Annotated in this window: 16 protein-coding genes; 8 read left to right on the forward strand and 8 right to left on the reverse strand. The window is 69.4% G+C overall.

The genetic code is table 11. The features are described 5' to 3' along the window. Positions 1-15: 15 nt before the first annotated feature. On the forward strand, positions 16-690 hold the full coding sequence (locus ON30_RS24685) for a helix-turn-helix domain-containing protein (RefSeq protein ID WP_040710571.1): 675 nt from the start codon (positions 16-18) through the stop codon (positions 688-690). 69 nt (positions 691-759) lie between these two features. Here the strand turns inward: ON30_RS24685 and ON30_RS24690 are convergent, their stop codons facing one another. The 5 genes from ON30_RS24690 to ON30_RS24710 all read right to left on the reverse strand — a co-directional run bounded on the left by ON30_RS24690 (position 760) and on the right by ON30_RS24710 (position 5,357). Further along, positions 760-2,118, reverse strand: a complete 1,359-nt coding sequence (locus tag ON30_RS24690; RefSeq protein WP_040710573.1) for an ammonium transporter — start codon at positions 2,116-2,118, stop codon at positions 760-762. A gap of 84 nt (positions 2,119-2,202) precedes the next feature. Then, positions 2,203-3,231 carry a heme-dependent oxidative N-demethylase family protein gene (locus tag ON30_RS24695; protein ID WP_040710574.1) on the reverse strand — a complete coding sequence of 343 codons (1,029 nt, stop codon included), beginning with the start codon at positions 3,229-3,231 and terminating at the stop codon, positions 2,203-2,205. 11 nt (positions 3,232-3,242) lie between these two features. After that, on the reverse strand, positions 3,243-4,139 hold the full coding sequence (locus tag ON30_RS24700) for a PDR/VanB family oxidoreductase (protein ID WP_245554208.1): 897 nt from the start codon (positions 4,137-4,139) through the stop codon (positions 3,243-3,245). Positions 4,140-4,177: 38 nt separating this feature from the next. After that, positions 4,178-4,969, reverse strand: coding sequence for a dimethylamine monooxygenase subunit DmmA family protein (locus ON30_RS39375; RefSeq protein WP_157183824.1), 792 nt, complete (start codon positions 4,967-4,969; stop codon positions 4,178-4,180). A gap of 4 nt (positions 4,970-4,973) precedes the next feature. Continuing rightward, positions 4,974-5,357: a cupin domain-containing protein gene (locus ON30_RS24710; protein ID WP_040710578.1), complete on the reverse strand. Its 384-nt coding sequence runs from the start codon at positions 5,355-5,357 to the stop codon at positions 4,974-4,976. Between the two features lie 234 nt (positions 5,358-5,591). On the opposite strand from ON30_RS24710, the gene ON30_RS24715 reads away from it, so the two are divergent. From ON30_RS24715 to ON30_RS24740, 6 genes are read left to right on the forward strand one after another with little or no spacing between them, the layout of a single operon-like run. After that, positions 5,592-6,782: an NAD(P)/FAD-dependent oxidoreductase gene (locus ON30_RS24715; RefSeq protein ID WP_040710580.1), complete on the forward strand. Its 1,191-nt coding sequence runs from the start codon at positions 5,592-5,594 to the stop codon at positions 6,780-6,782. 38 nt (positions 6,783-6,820) lie between these two features. Next, a complete protein-coding gene (gene glnT / locus ON30_RS24720) occupies positions 6,821-8,185 on the forward strand; it encodes a type III glutamate--ammonia ligase (protein ID WP_040710582.1) in 1,365 nt (454 codons plus the stop codon). Positions 8,186-8,224: 39 nt separating this feature from the next. Next, positions 8,225-9,124, forward strand: coding sequence for a class II glutamine amidotransferase domain-containing protein (locus ON30_RS24725; protein ID WP_040710584.1), 900 nt, complete (start codon positions 8,225-8,227; stop codon positions 9,122-9,124). Continuing rightward, on the forward strand, positions 9,109-9,828 hold the full coding sequence (locus ON30_RS24730; RefSeq protein WP_051029933.1) for a GltB/FmdC/FwdC-like GXGXG domain-containing protein: 720 nt from the start codon (positions 9,109-9,111) through the stop codon (positions 9,826-9,828). The genes ON30_RS24725 and ON30_RS24730 overlap by 16 nt, the downstream gene beginning before the upstream one ends. A gap of 24 nt (positions 9,829-9,852) precedes the next feature. Continuing rightward, on the forward strand, positions 9,853-11,169 hold the full coding sequence (locus ON30_RS24735; RefSeq protein ID WP_040710587.1) for an FMN-binding glutamate synthase family protein: 1,317 nt from the start codon (positions 9,853-9,855) through the stop codon (positions 11,167-11,169). Between the two features lie 29 nt (positions 11,170-11,198). Then, positions 11,199-12,434, forward strand: coding sequence for an allantoate amidohydrolase (locus ON30_RS24740; protein WP_040710589.1), 1,236 nt, complete (start codon positions 11,199-11,201; stop codon positions 12,432-12,434). 187 nt (positions 12,435-12,621) lie between these two features. Here the strand turns inward: ON30_RS24740 and ON30_RS24745 are convergent, their stop codons facing one another. Together ON30_RS24745 and ON30_RS41270 are read right to left on the reverse strand one after the other, a co-directional pair. Then, a complete protein-coding gene (locus tag ON30_RS24745; RefSeq protein WP_051029934.1) occupies positions 12,622-13,476 on the reverse strand; it encodes a hypothetical protein in 855 nt (284 codons plus the stop codon). Beyond that, complete coding sequence (locus tag ON30_RS41270; protein ID WP_245554197.1) at positions 13,451-14,539, reverse strand: hypothetical protein; 1,089 nt, start codon at positions 14,537-14,539, stop codon at positions 13,451-13,453. Before ON30_RS41270 ends, ON30_RS24745 begins: the two co-directional genes overlap by 26 nt. 110 nt (positions 14,540-14,649) lie before the next feature. Between ON30_RS41270 and ON30_RS24755 the strand changes: the two genes are divergently transcribed. Then, positions 14,650-15,156 (forward strand): hypothetical protein, encoded by a 507-nt coding sequence (locus tag ON30_RS24755; RefSeq protein WP_040710590.1) that lies wholly within the window; start codon positions 14,650-14,652, stop codon positions 15,154-15,156. Positions 15,157-15,446: 290 nt separating this feature from the next. On the opposite strand, the gene deoC is transcribed toward ON30_RS24755, so the two are convergent. Next, a complete protein-coding gene (gene deoC, locus ON30_RS24760) occupies positions 15,447-16,115 on the reverse strand; it encodes a deoxyribose-phosphate aldolase (RefSeq protein ID WP_040710591.1) in 669 nt (222 codons plus the stop codon). Between the last annotated feature and the right edge of the window lie 81 nt (positions 16,116-16,196).

Here is a 16,196-nt window from a genome sequence, read left to right on the forward strand (position 1 = left end):
GGTTAGAATGGGGCAATGCCGGATTCGATCGAGAGCACCCAGCAGATCCATCGCGACACCGGCGATCCGGCCCCCGTGCAGCGGGAGGTCGTCGGGGAGCCCGCCACCGCGGGCGATCTGGAGGCCGCGATCGCGCGGCAGGTGCGGGCGCTGCGCCGCGCGAGCGGACTCTCGGTCGGCGAGATGGCGAGCCGGGTGGGCATCTCCAAGGCGATGCTGTCGAAGATCGAGAACGCGCAGACCTCGTGCAGCCTGTCCACCCTGGCCAGATTGGCCGCGGGACTGGATGTTCCGGTGACCTCGCTGTTCCGCGGCGCGGACACCGCCCGCGAGGCGGTCTACGTGCCCGCGGGCAACGGGGCGGTCATCGTGGGGCGCGGCACCCGCGTCGGACACCACTACGAATTGCTGGGTTCGCTTCGGGGGCAGCACAAAAGGCTGGAGCCGGTGCTGGTCACGCTGACCGACGCCAGCGAGGTGTTCCCGCGCTTCCAGCACGCGGGCACGGAACTGCTCTACATGCTGGAGGGGGTCATGGTCTACGGCCACGGCGACGCCGAATACACGCTGCGGCCCGGTGATTCGCTGCTGCTGGACGGCGAGGGCATCCACGGTCCGAACGAACTCGTGCGCCTGCCGATCCGATTCCTCGCGGTGACGGCCTACCCCGACAACCACGAAGAGCACTGACACGGGCAGGGCCGGTCGTTCGGGGGTGGCGTCCCGAACGACCGGCCCTGTTCCACCGGTTCCGCTCCGCTAATCGGCGACTCCGGCACGGGCCGCCGCGCTCACGGCGATGGTCTCGGCGGCCTCCACCGCGTCCTCGGGTTCGGCCGCCTTGGTGGTGACGGTCACGACGTCCATGATGTAGGCCGATTCGCCGTGGGTGGCGGTGTCCAGGCCCTCGAGTTCGTGCTCCTCGGTGACCCGCAGACCCATCGTCTTGTCCAGCACGGTCGCGATGATCATCGTCACCACGAAGGTGTAGGCCAGGACCGCCAGCACCGCGACGACCTGACGCCACAGCACGTCCACGCCACCGCCGTAGAACAGGCCCGCGACCGCGTTGGGGGCGTCGGGGTCGGCGAGCAGGCCGATCAGCACGGTGCCGAGCACGCCGCCGACCAGGTGGATGCCGACGACGTCGAGCGAATCGTCCACACCGAAGCGGTATTTCAGCGACACCGCGAAGCAGCACACCGCGCCGCACGCCGCGCCGATGACCAGTGCGCCGATCGGGGCGACCGCACCGCAGGCGGGGGTGATGCCGACCAGGGCGGCGATCAGGCCGGAGGCCGCGCCGAGGGAGGTGGAACGCCCCTCGCGGAACTTCTCCACGACCAGCCAGGCGCAGATGCCCGCGGCCGAGGCGGCGACGGTGTTGAGGATGACCACCGAGGCGCTGTTGCCCGCCGCCAGCGCGGAACCGCCGTTGAAGCCGAACCAGCCGAAGAACAGGATGCCCGCGCCGAGCACGGTCAGCGGAAGGTTGTGCGGGCGCGGCACGTTGGGGAAGATCGAGCGCTTGCCGAGCACGATCACCAGGGCCAGCGCCGCGACGCCCGCGTTGATGTGCACCGCCGTGCCGCCCGCGAAGTCGATCGCCTTGAGGTTGTTGGCGATCCAGCCGCCGATGACCGAACCGTCGGCGGAGTCGAAGGCGAAGACCCAGTGCGCCACCGGGAAGTACACCAGCGTCGCCCACAGGCCCGCGAACAGCATCCACCCGCCGAATTTCATCCGGTCCGCGACCGCGCCGGAGATCAGCGCGACGGTGATACAGGCGAACAGCATCTGGAAGCCGGACACCAGGGCGGGCGGCAGCGCGGGTTCGGCCGGGGCGGTGAGCAGTTGGCTGGAGCCGAAGAATTCCAGCGGGTCCCCGAGCAGTCCGACCCCGCCGAGGGAGTCGCCCAGCACGGCAGAGTAGCCGAAGATGATCCACAGCACGCCGACCACCGCGAACGCGCCGAAGGTCATCATGGCCATGTTCAGGGTGTTCTTGATGCTGACCATGCCGCCGTAGAACATGGCCAGACCGGGCACCATCAGGCTCACGGCGGCGAATGCCGCCAGTATCCACGCGGTATTCGCCGCGGCGATCGCTTCTGTCATTGCTCTTCCCTCATCGTGATGGTCTGCCGTCGATAGTCGTCGTCTCTCGGGAGTGGACGGCTCCGGATATCAGTAGACGACGCGTCACATTGCCGACGACGGCACGTCGGTGACGTTTCTGTTAATGCCGCCGTGGGCGGCCAGCCAGCGCAGGCCCGGCGCGCGGGTGCGCGCCAGCCCCTTGTATTCGGCCATGTCAGCGGGCAGATCGGCGAGTACCGACGCCAACCGCTCGGCCCATTCCGGCACCGTCGCGACGGCGCGGAACGGGAGCAGATAGGTGCGGATCAAGAACATGACCGCCCCCGAGTACGGCAGCCGGATCAGGTGCTGCACCTCGGTGCGCAACCACAACCGGTCGCCGACGTCCTCGAGGGGGCCTTCGGCGACCGTGCGCCGGTCCCGCCCCCACTCCGGGTAGGTCTCGGTGCCGGTGTCCAGACGACCGTCCACGGTCAGGGTCCAGTTGGTGCGCCGATAGCTCTCCCCCGGTTCGAGCCGCATCAGGAATTCGTGCGCGCGGGCGATGACGCGTTCGGTGTGGATACGCGGCACCGGGCCGTGGATCTCCAGGAAACTCATGCCCACGTCGAAGCCGAAGGACCAGTCCGCCGCGAAGGTGACGACCCCCGCATCCGCCCACAGCGCGCCGTCGCGCTGGTCGAGCAGCACGACGTCCTCTTGGATCTGCCCGCACAGGTAGGCCAGCGGATCGCACGGCAGCGTCGCGTCCTCGCCGAAGACGAAACGCTGATCGATGCCGAGTTCGGTGTTGCGCCAGTGGTATTCCGGCCCGGACCGCGTCAACCGCATCCGGTCCGGATGGGCGTCGGCCAGTTCGCGCAGACCGAACAGCAGCGCGTCCCAGGCCGCGACCCGCATGTGCGGCAGCACCGCGTGCCTGCTCGGGTCGGCGGCCAGGATTCCCGCACGCAGGTCCAGTTCGCGCCGGTAGTGGCGATCGACGTCGACGCGGTGCGCGCCCCACCCGCCCGCCGCGGTCACGACCCGGCCGCCGGACGGTTCGACGTTGGTGCTGTAGCGGTACCTCGGCCCCGGCAGCGGGAACGGGTAGCGGGCGACGTCCTCGGGGGTGAACGCGGGCGCGCCCATCTCGACTCCCTTCACAGGTCCAACTCCAGCGACGCGGCGGCGGCCCTGGACACGCACGGCATCAGGGCCACCGACCGTTCCTCCTCGGTCAGGTAGCTGTCGCGATGGTCGACCCCGCCCGCGCGCACGCCGACCCGGCATTCGCCGCACACCCCGCGACGGCACAGGTTCGGGATCGCGGTCCCGCTCGCGCACAGCGCGTCGAGCAGGCTGACGTCGGCCGCCACCGCGACCTCGCGGCCGCTGCGGACCAGTCGCGCGGTGAACGCCGCCCCTCCGGCGACCGCCGGTTCCCCGAACGCCTCGACGTGCACACGCCCGGCGGGCCAACCCGCCGCGCGTGCCGCCGCCGTGACGTCCTCGACCATCCCGGTCGGACCGCACACATAGAGATGGGCGCCCAGCGGACTGCTCGACAGCCGCGACAGCAACCGCTCGCGGAACACCGCGCGCGAAGTCGCGAGAGTCAGCCGGGGACCGCACAGGTCGACCAGTTCCGCGCGATGCGGCGCGACACCGGACCGGTGCGCGTACAGCACCTCGAAGGACCGACCCCAACGCACCGCCGCGCGCACGTGCGACAGGATCGGCGTCACCCCGATCCCGCCGGCGAGCAGCAGGTGGTGCCGCGCGGCGGCGACCGGGGCGAAAGCACTACGCGGCGCGGACGCCTCGACCGTCTCGCCCACCCGCAACCGATGCATCCACCGGGACCCGCCGCGCCCGTTCGGGTCCAACCGCACCGAGATCGCGTACCGGTCCGGTTCCAGCGACTGCCCGGTCAACGAATAGGCGTTGCGCCGCCCCGGAGCCCACCGCACGGCCAGATGACTGCCCGGCGGAAAGGACGGCAGCGTCGCGCCGCGCGGATCGCGGAACACGATCTCGCGGACATCAGGACACAGCATCCTGGTCTCGGCCACCGTCAGCCGCAGGTCCCGCGCGGTCACCGCAACTCCTCCGCGTCGGGCCGGTAACCGAGATAGGCGTGCAACCGGCGGGAGAAGTGGTGGTACACCGCGAGCCGGTGACCGCATCCCGCACAGCCTGTCTCACCGCCCACGGGCACATCGGCCACGGTGACGGTCCGGCAATGCGCGCAGAACACTTCGCGCAGGTCGTCGCCGGTCTCGTGCGTGGGCCCGCATCGGGCGGGAACTCCCAGTACAGCACCGTCGACATCCTCGGCCGGTCCACCAGGCGCCGCGCGCGATCCGAATCCCAGTGCCGCCGTCACGATCTCGGCGTCGATGGCACCGGCCGCGAGGATGGCGGCACGGCTGCGCGAGCGCATCGGTTCGGGACCGATGACGGCGAAGCGCCAACCGACCCGCACGGTGGCGAGGACATCCGTCAGCCGGCCGAGTCCCCGACCGGCATCGCGGTCGAGTCCCCGACCGGCATCGCGGTCGAGTCCCCGACCGGCATCCACGCCGGGGCCTCGACCAGCATCGACACCGGGTCGCCGACCACGGCTCGCGTCGGCGACGGGGTCGCCCTCCGAATCCTCCCCGGGGCGCGCACCAGGAGCAGTTCCGGGGAAGGCATCGACCATGATCGCGGGCATCGGTAGGCGAGCGGCGAATTGTCTTGCGGCGGAGCGGGCTTCGGGCGCGGTCGCGACCACGACGTAGCCCGCGGCGAGCGGGTCGACCGGCAGGGCGGCGGCGGTGCGCGCCGTGCAGCGGGGCACGCTGGTGTGGGCGGGGGAAACTCCCGCGCACTGCGGCGCGCTCATCGGTTCAGGGGGCGAAGGAGCGGTGGCCGACGAAGAAGGCCAGCGCTCGGGTCGGGGTGGTGAACCGGATGAACGAGCCTTTGGGGAAGAAGATGGCGTCGCGCGGGCCCGCGGTCTCGACCTGTCCGGTTTCGAGGTTCTCCAGCCGGAATTCGCCGTCGAGGACCACTTTCATCTCGTCGTAGTCGTAGCGGTAGTCCAGCGGGGCGTCGGTGTGGGTGAGCGCGAAGTAGCCCGAGGACATCTCCGAACCGCCCGGGTTGGCATAGACGTCGTCGATGTAGCCCTCGGTGCCGGGATAGTCCTGGACCGACATGCGCGGCAACGATTCCCAGAAGCCCGAGGTGACCAGGAACGGGGCGGTGACGGTCGGTTCGGATGCGGTCATGGATGACTCCTACTCCACTCGATATGAAACAGAGAGTAACCACATGAAACGAATTCCGGGGTTACGAGCCGATTAATCCACAGCTGTCCACTTCCACGCCGCACGTCTACACCACTGACAGACCGGCGATCGGTTCATCCACAGCTGATCCGCGCGTAATGCCGTCGTCACATTCCGAGTGTTTCATCAGAACTGACAGCGAATCACCACATGAAACAACGACGAGGACGGCCCGTGAGCGAGACCCACAGTCATGTGATCGTCGGCGGCGGCCTGGAGGGCCTGGCCATCGCCTGGTCGCTGGCCGAACGCGGCGAGACCGACGTCGTCGTCCTGGAACGCGACACCCTGTGCTCCGGGATGACCGGCAAGTCCAGCGGCGTGGTGCGCTGCCACTACGGCGCGCCCTCGCTGGCCGCGATGTCCTGGTACGGCGTGGAGATCTTCAGCCGGGCCGCCGAGATCTTCGGCGACGACATGGGGTTCCAGCAGTGCGGCTACCTCGTCGGCGTCGGCGCGGACAATCTCGATCCGCTGCACGCCAACGTCGCGATGATGCGCGGACTCGGCATCGAGGTGGACCTGGTCGGCCACGACACCGTCGCGGACCTCTGGCCGGGTCTGCATCTGGACGATTTCGCGGCCTTCGCCTACGAACCCAAGGGCGGGCGCGGCGAGGCGTACCTGACCGGGATGGCCTTCGCCGCCACGGCGCGCGCGCTCGGCGTCCGCATCCGCCAGTCGACCCCGGTGCGGGCGCTGCTGCAACGTCCCGACGGCCGCGTGTACGGCGTGGAACTGGGGGACGGCTCGCAGATCCACGCCGACACGGTGGTCCTGGCGACCGGCCCGTGGACGCCCGCACTGGCCGCGGGCGTCGGGGTCGACCTCGACATCCGCGCCCAGCGCGCCCAATTGGTGCTGGTCGATCAGGGCGCGCCGACTCCGGTCGTGCCGGTGCTCTCGGATCTGGCGGGCCTGTCCTACCTGTGCCGGGAACCCAACGGAGAGATCCTGTTCGGCAACTCCGACCACAGCGCGCCGCAGTACCTGGACCCGGACGACTACGTGAACCGGGCCGACGAATCCACCATCGACACCGCGATCGCCAAACTCGGCCACCGCCTGCCGGACATGCCCGACCCGCGCGTCACCGGTTCCTACGTCGGGGCCTACGACGTCACGCCCGACTACAACCCCGTCATCGGTCCCGCGCCCGTGGACGGACTGTTCCTCGCCGCGGGTTTCTCCGGCCACGGATTCAAGATCTCGCCCGCAGTGGGCAAACTCGCCGCCGACCTGATCGTCGACGGGAAGACCGACCTGCCGAACGTGGACCCCGAGGATTTCCGCTGGTCCCGCTTCGCCGAGGGCGAGCCGCTGCTGAGTCCGCACCCGTATCGCGGCGCGGGCGAAATGCGCTGAGCCACCATCCGTTCCGTCCGAATCCCCTGGAGCCCGCCATGGCCATCGACACCGCCACCGCCACCCACCTCCCCGTCAACGGGTCCGCCTCCGCCCCGCCGAATCTGGCCGCGTTGGCCGAGGCGACCGACACCCGCTACATCCTCGCGCTGTTCGTCACCTTGGCGGGCAAGCCGTGCGCCAAGCTGGTCCCGGTCGAGGCCGTCGACCAACTCGTCTCCGACGGAGCGGGTTTCGCGGGTTACGCGGCGGGCACCATGGGTCAGCAGCCGAAGGACCCGGACCTGATCGCGGTGCCGGACCCGAGGTCGTTCACCCCGATCCCGTTCGTGCGCCCCGGACTGGCGCTGGTGCACTGCGACCCGCACGTGGAAGGCAAGCCGTGGCCGTTCGCGCCGCGCAACATCCTGGCGGGCGTGCTGGCGGGGGCGCACGCGCGCGGCCTGACCGTCAACGTGGGCGCGGAGATCGAGTACTTCCTGGTGCACCGCGACCCCGACGGGGCGCTGCGCACCGCCGACGCCGCCGACACCAGTCGCCAACCCTGTTACGACGCCCGCGACGTCACCCGCATGTACGACCACCTCACCGAGATCGCGGCGGCCATGAACACCCTGGGCTGGGGCAACTACGCCAGCGACCACGAGGACGCCAACGGTCAGTTCGAGCAGAACTTCGCCTACGCCGAGGCGATGACCACCGCCGACCGGGTCATCACCGCGCGCTACCTGCTCTCGGTGATCGCCGAGAAGCGCGGGATGCGGGCCACGTTCATGCCCAAACCGTTCGCCGACCGGACCGGGTCGGGCATGCACCTGCACCTGTCGCTGTGGAACGCGGGCGGTTCGGCCTTCCCCGACCCGAGTGACGCGCGCGGCCTGGGCCTGTCCCCCACCGCGTACTCGTTCATCGCGGGTATCCTCGAGCACGCGTGCGCCCTGCAAGGGGTGCTGGCCCCGACGGTCAACTCCTACAAGCGGATCGGGGCCACCTCGACCAGCAGCGGCGCGACCTGGTCACCCCGCCGGGCCACCTACGGCGGCAACGACCGCACCCACTACCTGCGCGTTCCCGACCACCACCGCGTCGAACTGCGCGGCGGTGACGGATCGGCCAACCCGTACCTGGCGATCGCGGCCGCCGTCGCCGCCGGACTCGACGGCGTCGACCGCGCCCTGGACCCGGGCGACCCCGGCGCGACCCGCGACGACGGCGACACCCTGCCCATGACACTGCTGCACGCCATGGACGCCTTGGCCGCCGACCCGGTGCTGACCGGCGCGCTCGACATCGCGGGACCGGGCGTCGGGGAGTACTTCACCGCGCTCAAGCGCGAGGAGTTCTTCGCCTGGCACAACACGGTCTCCGCCTGGGAGATCGACCAGTACCTGACCGCCTTCTGACCCGCCGGGTCGGATCACCCACCACACCAGGAGGTACCCATGTGCGGAATCGTGGGGTTGCACCTGCGCGACCCGGCACTGTACCCGCGCCTCGGCGCCCTGCTCACCGACATGCTCGACCACCTCTGCGACCGCGGACCGGATTCGGCGGGTATGGCCGTCTACGGCGACCCGGTGTGGTCGCCGCCGGGCGAATCCACGGTCTCGCTGCTGGACGCCGCGCTGCCCGCCGACGAACTCGCGGCCCGGTTGCGGACCGAGGTCGGCGCCACCGTCACCGCGATCGACCTGTCGCCCACGACCGTGCTGCACGCGCCCGTCGCCGCCGACGTGCTCGCCGACGCCGCCCGGCGCGTCGACCCGGTCGCCCGGGTCATCGGGTTCGGCGAGGAGCTGACCGTGGTCAAAGGCGTCGGCAACCCCACCGAACTCGCCCACCGGTTCGGCTTGCCCGCGGCCTCGGGCTGGCAGGGCGTCGCGCACACCAGGATGGCCACCGAATCCGCGGTCACCGCGGCCGGTTCGCATCCGTTCGCGGTCGGACCGGACCAGTGCCTGGTGCACAACGGGTCGTTCTCCAACCACCGCGGCGTCAAGCACGAACTCGAGCGCGCGGGCGTTGTCTTCGACAGCGAGAACGACACGGAGGTGGGCGCGCGGTTCATCGCGGGCCAACTCGCCCAGGGCGTCGACCTGGAGAAAGCGCTGCTGCTGCTCGAAGAACGCTTCGACGGCTTCTACACCCTGCTCGTGGCCAACCGCGAATCCTTCGCCGTGCTGCGCGATCCCATCGCCTGCAAACCCGCCGTCGTCGCCGAGACGCCGCGCTGGGTGGCGATGGCCTCCGAATACCGCGCCTTGGCGAATCTGCCGGGCGTGGAGCAGGCCCGCATCTTCGAACCGGAACCGGAAGAGGTCTACGTATGGCACCGACAGTGAACACGGCCACCGCGGCCGCCGAGGTGGATACGGTCACCCTGGACCTGCGCGAACACGCGGTCCGCGAGGTCAACGACCTGCTGCACGCGCCCGGCGCGCCGAGGCGGGTGGTGCTCACCTCCCCGCGCGGCGCGCACGCGCTGGCCTGCGGCCTCGACGACGAGATCGAGGTCGAGGTGCGCGGGCACGTCGGCTACTACTGCGCGGGCATGAATCAGCGCGCCTCGGTCACCGTGCACGGCAACGCCGGGGTCGGGGTCGCCGAGAACATGATGTCGGGCACGGTGCGGGTCACCGGGGACGCCTCCCAGTCGGCGGGGGCCACCGCGCACGGCGGACTGCTGGTGATCGAGGGCAACGCGGCCGCGCGCTGCGGGATCTCGATGAAAGGCGTCGACATCGTCGTCGGGGGCGATATCGGCCACATGAGCGCGTTCATGGGGCAGGCCGGACGACTGGTGGTCTGCGGGAACGCCGGTGCGGCGCTGGGTGACTCGCTCTACGAGGCGCGGATCTACGTGCGCGGCACGGTCGCCTCGCTCGGCGCGGACTGCGTGGCCAAACAGATGCGCCCGGAACATCTGGCCGAACTGCGAGACCTGTTGACGGCGGCCGGATTCGACGCCGACCCGGCCGAGTTCACCCGCTACGGCTCGGCCCGCGAACTCTACAACTTCCACGTCGACAACGTCGCCGCGTACTAGTCGACCCGGACCAGGAGGCCACCGATGCACACCACCGATCCCACCCTGCGCGAGTCGGCGACCTTTCCGCGAGCCGTCATCGCCGAGATCCAGCGCGCCGCCGAGACCGGCATCTACGACATCCGCGGGTGGGGCGCCAAACGCCCGCTCCCGCACTTCGACGACCTGCTGTTCCTGGGCGCGTCGATGTCGCGCTACCCGCTCGAGGGCTACCGGGAACGCTGCGACACCGACGTGGTGCTCGGCGACCGGCACGCGCGATTCCCCTTGCACCTGGACATCCCCGTCACCATCGCGGGCATGAGCTTCGGCGCCCTGTCGGGCGCGGCGAAGGAGGCGCTCGGGCGCGGGGCGAGCGAGGTCGGCACCTCCACCACCACCGGCGACGGCGGTATGACCCCCGAGGAACGCGGCCAGTCCAAACATCTGGTCTACCAATATCTTCCGTCGCGCTACGGCATGAACCCCGACGACCTGCGCAAGGCCGACGCCATCGAGATCGTGCTCGGACAGGGCGCCAAACCCGGCGGCGGCGGCATGCTGCTCGGGCAGAAGATCACCGAACGGGTCGCCCGGATGCGCACCCTGCCCCAGGGCGTCGACCAGCGCTCGGCCTGCCGTCACCCGGACTGGACCGGCCCGGACGACCTGGCGATCAAGATCATCGAACTGCGCGAGATCACCGACTGGGAGAAGCCGATCTACGTCAAGGTCGGAGCCACCCGGACCTACTACGACGTCGCCCTCGCGGTGAAGGCGGGCGCGGACGTGGTCGTCGTGGACGGCATGCAGGGCGGAACCGCCGCCACCCAGGACGTCTTCATCGAACACGTCGGCATTCCCACCCTGGCCGCCATCCCGCAGGCCGTGCAGGCCCTCCAGGAACTCGAGGTACACCGGAAGGTGCAGCTCATCGTGTCCGGCGGGATCCGCAGCGGCGCGGACGTCGCCAAGGCGATGGCCCTGGGCGCGGACGCCGTCGCGATCGGCACCGCCGCGCTGATCGCGTTGGGCGACAACAGCCCCCGCTACGCCGAGCAGTACGCGGCGCTCGGGTCGGCCGCCGGCTTCTACGACGACTTCCAGGAAGGCCGCGACCCGGCGGGCATCACCACCCAGGACCCGGAACTGGCCCGCAACCTGGACCCGGTGGCCGCGGGGCGCAGGCTGGCCAACTACCTGCGGGTGCTGACCATGGAGGCGCAGACCCTGGCCAGGGCCTGCGGCAAATCCCACCTGCGCAACCTGGAACCGGAGGACCTGGTCGCGCTGACCGTCGAGGCGTCGGCGATGGCGCGGGTCCCGCTGGCGGGCACCAATTGGATTCCCGGCCGTCTCTGAGTCGCCCCTCACGAAAGGACTGCCGTCCCATGACCTTCGACGCCCTGTGGGATTCGATCCTGACCGTCGGGCGCGCCCCCGCGACCGGCGGCTACCGCCGATTCGCCTGGAACGACGCCGATCTGACGCTGCGCGAATGGTTCGACAGTTGCGCCGCCGAACGCGGCATGACCGTCGAGGAGGACCGCAACGGCAACTTGTGGGCCTGGTGGCTGCCGCCCGGATGGTCCGGCGATCCCGCCGACGCTTTCGTCACCGGGTCGCACCTGGACTCGGTCCCCGACGGCGGCGCCTACGACGGACCGCTGGGCGTGGTGTCGGCGTTCGCGGCGGTCGATGAGGTCCGGGCGCGGGGCGTCGTCCCGCGCAGGCCGGTCGCGGTGACGGCGTTCTCCGACGAAGAAGGCGCGCGCTTCGGCGTCGCCTGCGTGGGTTCCCAACTCAGCACGGGAGCTCTCGCGCCGGAACGCGCGCTGGGCCTGCGCGACGCCGACGGGGTGTCGCTGGCCGAGGCGATGACGAAGGCGGGGCGCGATCCGCGCCACCTCGGCCCCGATCCGCACCTGACCGACCGGGTCGGCGTCTACGTGGAACTGCACGTCGAACAGGGGCGCGCGCTGGATCTGGTGGATCGGCCGCTGGCGCTGGCCTCCTCGATCTGGCCGCACGGCCGCTGGCTGTTCACCTTCACCGGCGAGGCCAATCACGCGGGCGCGACACGACTGGTCGACCGCCGCGACCCGATGCTGGCCTTCGCCTCCTCGGTGCACTCGGCCCGACACGCCGCCGAACTGCACGAAGCCGTCGCCACTTTCGGCAAGATCCGGGTGCTGCCCAACGGGGCCAACGCGATCCCGTCCGAAGTGCTGGCCTGGCTCGACGCCCGCGCCGCCGACGAGAACACCTTGGGTCGACTGGTCGAACGGATCGGCGCCGAAGCCCGTGACCACGCCGCCTGCGACGGCGTCGGCCTGCGGATCGAAGCCGAATCCGTCACGCCCATCGTGGAATTCCCGGCGGGCCCCCGCGACCGCATCGCCCGCGCGCTCGGCGGCCTCGGCGACGTGCCGGTCCTGCCCACCGCCGCGGGTCACGACGCGGGCATCCTCTCAGCCGTACTGCCGACCGCGATGCTGTTCGTGCGCAACCCCACCGGCATCTCCCACTCCCCGGCGGAATTCGCCGCCCCCGACGACTGCCGCACGGGAGCATCGGCCCTGGCCGACGTCATGGCCGACTGGATCACCACGCCCGAGAACACTTGACGGTCCCACCGAAGCGAGGTCGACCACCCCACGCATCCCAACATGCCGCCGCAAGGTACCCCGTACCGGGTAGCGCTTCGGCACAGCGGGTGAGGCGTGTTGATCACCCTGATCAACACGCCCGCGTCGGTCACTGCGATCAGCCGTCCTCCAGTCGCGTGGACGACTACGCGACCGGGGTCGAGAGTCAACCGGTTTGCGCGATGTCCTGAATGGCGTTGAGCAGGTCTTCGGCCAGGAACTGGATCGAGTGTGAGACCTGTTCGGGATCACCTACGCCTTCCTCGGTCCGGCCGGCCATTATGGATCCGATCGCGTCGTGCCCGACGGCGAACAGCCTCTGGAGGATATCGACCGCTTCGTTGGTCACCTCGGCACTGACATCCTCAGCGAGCAGGCGAATGAAGGTCGGGGCCAATTCCTCAGGCTCGAATGCGGTCAAGATCCGGTAGATATCGTGGGCGTCTTTGTCTTGAAGGCGGTCAGGGCTGTCGACGCGCTCGAAAATCTTGTGGCACTTGGCGACGATCAGGGCCGCGGGTCCGGCGACCTTGGCGGTGATTGTCCTGTTGTCGGCTTCGGCGAGAGGCTCGATGAGCATCTCGCTGTTGTCGACTATCGCTGCTTCCAGGCCGCGCGTGCGCCGCATCGCCTTACTGTCGTGAGGTGGTCGGTGCACGCTGCGACTGCCTTTCCCTCCGGCGATGGCGTCAGGCACCATGATGTCCACAGGGATACCGTCCGAAGTGACCCAGGCACCAGGCTGCCCGCTCGGAGAACGGATAAAGGCTGCCTTCTCCATGGCGGCGTTGATTGTCGGGTCTTCTCCGAGGTCACGGGTATCGATGGCGACGTCGCTGTCCTTGGTGGCCTCGGCGATGGCGACCTGGATCCCGCCGGTGCGTAGGTAGACCGCTTGGGCGCCGACGACGACCACGACATCCCGGTGCTCGACCAGCGCTTCGAGCGCATCGAGTAGTACGGTGCGCGTACGGGCGAGCAAGTAGAAAGCGCTGTCAACCGCGACGCCAGTTTTGTTCATTCGTCCCCATCCAATTGAGTAGTTCCTCTGCTTCCGAAGGTGCTCGCCCTGGACCCGTCATCAGGTCGACGGCCACCTGGGTCGGTGCCGCGATTCTGATGTCCTGGAACCCTTTTCCACTTCGGGCGAGGAGGACAGGATAGGCGGGCACGGCAAGCAACACATTGGCCCCCGTGTCGGTGGGACGTAATCTCCAGGCCTTGGCGGCCGTTCCGGGATCATCGACGAACACCATCGCTGATCGAGGCGGCGCGTAGGGCTGCCATGTCGCGGCCGCGATCGAACCGGTCACCGCGTAGTCGGTGATCTGGGAACGGCCGAGTTGTTCCAGGAAGGCGGGCAGCCCACGGGGCGCTATCCATGGCGTGACCTTGTTCGTGTGCAGGAACTGGTAGTCCTCACTCCAACGACGTAGTAACGCGTTCCAGTTCGGGGAGTGCACCCCTTTGCTCTGACGGGTGATCAGCGCTTCGCGTTCGAGGAAGTGCAGTACTCGATAGACCGAACCGGTGGAGACTTCCGCGAGCTCGGCGAGATCGCGAGGCTTCCACGGGCCCTGGAAGTCGAGCAGCGCGCGGACGACCTTCGCGGCCGGTTCCCCTTTGAGGTCACCGGGTGGGCGCCCCGGACTGCGCCATGGGTCGGTCTCGGCACCGACCGCAGAAAGGAACACGGCCGCCTCGTCAGCGCGCACCATCATGTTGCCGGTCGCATCCACGTAGGAGAGCCCCGCTTCTTCGAGGCGTTGCCGTGTCGAAGTGGACAGGTGCCGAGCGAACACGAGACCGGCGCTTCCCGGGTGCTGCGAGGAGGCGTTGACGAGGCCCTTGCGTATCCGGTCGACGTCCTGCGGCCGGACGACGTTCTTTGCCTCGACGAGGAGAACGAGGACGAGCCCGTTCGGCGCGGACAGGGCGAACTCCGCGTCATAGCCGCGGTCGCCGGCACGGTGGGTGAGCGGTTCGCCGACTCGGAGGGTCCAGGTCGGCGGTAGGCGTTCTCGGATGGCGTTAGCGGCGACAACGATCGCTTCTCTCTCGTTTCGCGGTGGTTCGAGCTCCATACCAGGCATGTTCGGATAATACCCACATTCCGTACCGTACGGAGAAGAGTGATTACGTGAACGGAACAATACTTCAAACATAGTTCGTACATAGTTGCTACAATGCCCTTATGAGCGAGCGTGAGAACACCGTCGTCGTCTTCACCGGGAAGAGCTTCGAGAAGATCGTGCGCGAGGGCGGCTCCCAGGCATGGAAACTCGACCGGTCGCGGGCCAAGCGGTGCGAATGGCTCGTCTGCACCCAGAACGCCCGCAACTACGAGGACTATGCCGATGGCGCCGCCCCCCATGGCAGCGCCTTCTTGATCGGCCGGATCGCGCGCATCACCCCGGCCACCGATCCTGGAGGCGAAGACCGCTGGATGATCGAGGTCAGCGAATACGCCCGCCTCGACCGGTCCAACGTGTGGGGCGGTGACCGCAACCCGGTTCGCTACACCAGTCTCGGCGCGCTGGGCATAGATCCGAAAGGGGTGAAGTTCCAGAAGATGGAACGCTCCGCCACCGGAGCGACCGCCACCGCAGCGACCGGACTTACGATCGCGCAAGCGAAAGCCGGACTCGCAGCGACCTACGGCGTGAGCATCGACTCCATCGAAATCGTGATCCGCGGATGACCCGGCGGAATTCGCCGCCCCCGACGACTGCCGCACGGGAGCATCGGCCCTGGCCGACGTCATGGCCGACTGGATCACCGCCCCACCGGACAGGTGAAACCCGACACGACCCACCCCACCCGACACGACCCACCTGACGCAACCCCACCCGGAGCGAGTCTTACGAGCGACCGGTTCGCGGCCGTCTCGTCGCTCAGCGGTCGAAGCGCATGCGACGCAGTCGCGAGTCTCGACCGCTGAGCGACGAGACACAAGGGGCCGCGAACCCGCCGCGCCGAAGGCGCGGCAGATTAAACACAGAACCCGTCCAGTACCGCGCGGGAACCCGACAGGCCCAGTCGGGTCGCGCCCGCGGCGAGCATTTCCGCGGCGGCCTCGGCGGTGCGGATGCCCCCGCTGGCCTTCACCCCGAGGCGGCCCCCGACCGTCTCGGCCATGAGTCGCACCGCGTGCGCGGTGGCCCCGCCCGCGGGATGGAATCCGGTGGAGGTCTTCACGAAATCCGCGCCCGCCTGGGCCGCGACCCGGCACACCTCGACGATCGCCTCGTCGCTCAGCGCGGCCGATTCGATGATGACCTTGAGTACGGCCCGGTCGGCGACGGCCTCGCGGACGGTCACGATGTCGGCGAGCACCGCGGTGTAGTCGCCCGCCACCGCCGCGCCGACGTCGATGACCATGTCGACCTCGGCCGCGCCCTGATCCACCGCGAGCCGCGCTTCCGCGCCCTTGACCAGCGAATGGTGTTTGCCGGAGGGGAATCCGGCGACCGTGGCGACCACCAACCCCTCGGCGCGCACCGGCAGCATCGACGGCGAGACGCAGATCGCGTGGACCCCGAGTTCCCGCGCTTCCGCGATCAACGCGTCGACCTCGGCCGGTGTGGCGGTGGGGGCGAGCAGGGTGTGATCGATGCGGGCGGCCACTGCGGAACGAGTCGGTGGCGCGGAGTCTGCCATGAGGTGAGAGTCTGGCATACCGACGGCGAATTGCGTTGCGTGCCTCGACCTCGTCCAGCAGACTCGTAGGGCCGGTGCACG

The organism is Nocardia takedensis NBRC 100417 (genome assembly GCF_000308695.1).
Taxonomy (GTDB): domain Bacteria; phylum Actinomycetota; class Actinomycetes; order Mycobacteriales; family Mycobacteriaceae; genus Nocardia; species Nocardia takedensis.

Bases quoted from the DNA above. Each gene is read 5' to 3' on its own strand.
- deoC (WP_040710591.1), bottom strand. From the start codon at position 16,115: ATGGCAGACTCCGCGCCACCGACTCGTTCCGCAGTGGCCGCCCGCATC.
- ON30_RS39375 (WP_157183824.1), bottom strand. From the start codon at position 4,969: ATGAGCGCGCCGCAGTGCGCGGGAGTTTCCCCCGCCCACACCAGCGTG.
- ON30_RS24710 (WP_040710578.1), bottom strand. From the start codon at position 5,357: ATGACCGCATCCGAACCGACCGTCACCGCCCCGTTCCTGGTCACCTCG.
- ON30_RS24735 (WP_040710587.1), top strand. From the start codon at position 9,853: ATGCACACCACCGATCCCACCCTGCGCGAGTCGGCGACCTTTCCGCGA.
- ON30_RS24755 (WP_040710590.1), top strand. From the start codon at position 14,650: ATGAGCGAGCGTGAGAACACCGTCGTCGTCTTCACCGGGAAGAGCTTC.
- ON30_RS24725 (WP_040710584.1), top strand. From the start codon at position 8,225: ATGTGCGGAATCGTGGGGTTGCACCTGCGCGACCCGGCACTGTACCCG.
- ON30_RS24730 (WP_051029933.1), top strand. From the start codon at position 9,109: ATGGCACCGACAGTGAACACGGCCACCGCGGCCGCCGAGGTGGATACG.
- ON30_RS24685 (WP_040710571.1), top strand. From the start codon at position 16: ATGCCGGATTCGATCGAGAGCACCCAGCAGATCCATCGCGACACCGGC.
- ON30_RS24700 (WP_245554208.1), bottom strand. From the start codon at position 4,139: ATGCTGTGTCCTGATGTCCGCGAGATCGTGTTCCGCGATCCGCGCGGC.
- ON30_RS41270 (WP_245554197.1), bottom strand. From the start codon at position 14,539: ATGGAGCTCGAACCACCGCGAAACGAGAGAGAAGCGATCGTTGTCGCC.
- ON30_RS24690 (WP_040710573.1), bottom strand. From the start codon at position 2,118: ATGACAGAAGCGATCGCCGCGGCGAATACCGCGTGGATACTGGCGGCA.
- glnT (WP_040710582.1), top strand. From the start codon at position 6,821: ATGGCCATCGACACCGCCACCGCCACCCACCTCCCCGTCAACGGGTCC.
- ON30_RS24695 (WP_040710574.1), bottom strand. From the start codon at position 3,231: ATGGGCGCGCCCGCGTTCACCCCCGAGGACGTCGCCCGCTACCCGTTC.
- ON30_RS24740 (WP_040710589.1), top strand. From the start codon at position 11,199: ATGACCTTCGACGCCCTGTGGGATTCGATCCTGACCGTCGGGCGCGCC.
- ON30_RS24745 (WP_051029934.1), bottom strand. From the start codon at position 13,476: ATGAACAAAACTGGCGTCGCGGTTGACAGCGCTTTCTACTTGCTCGCC.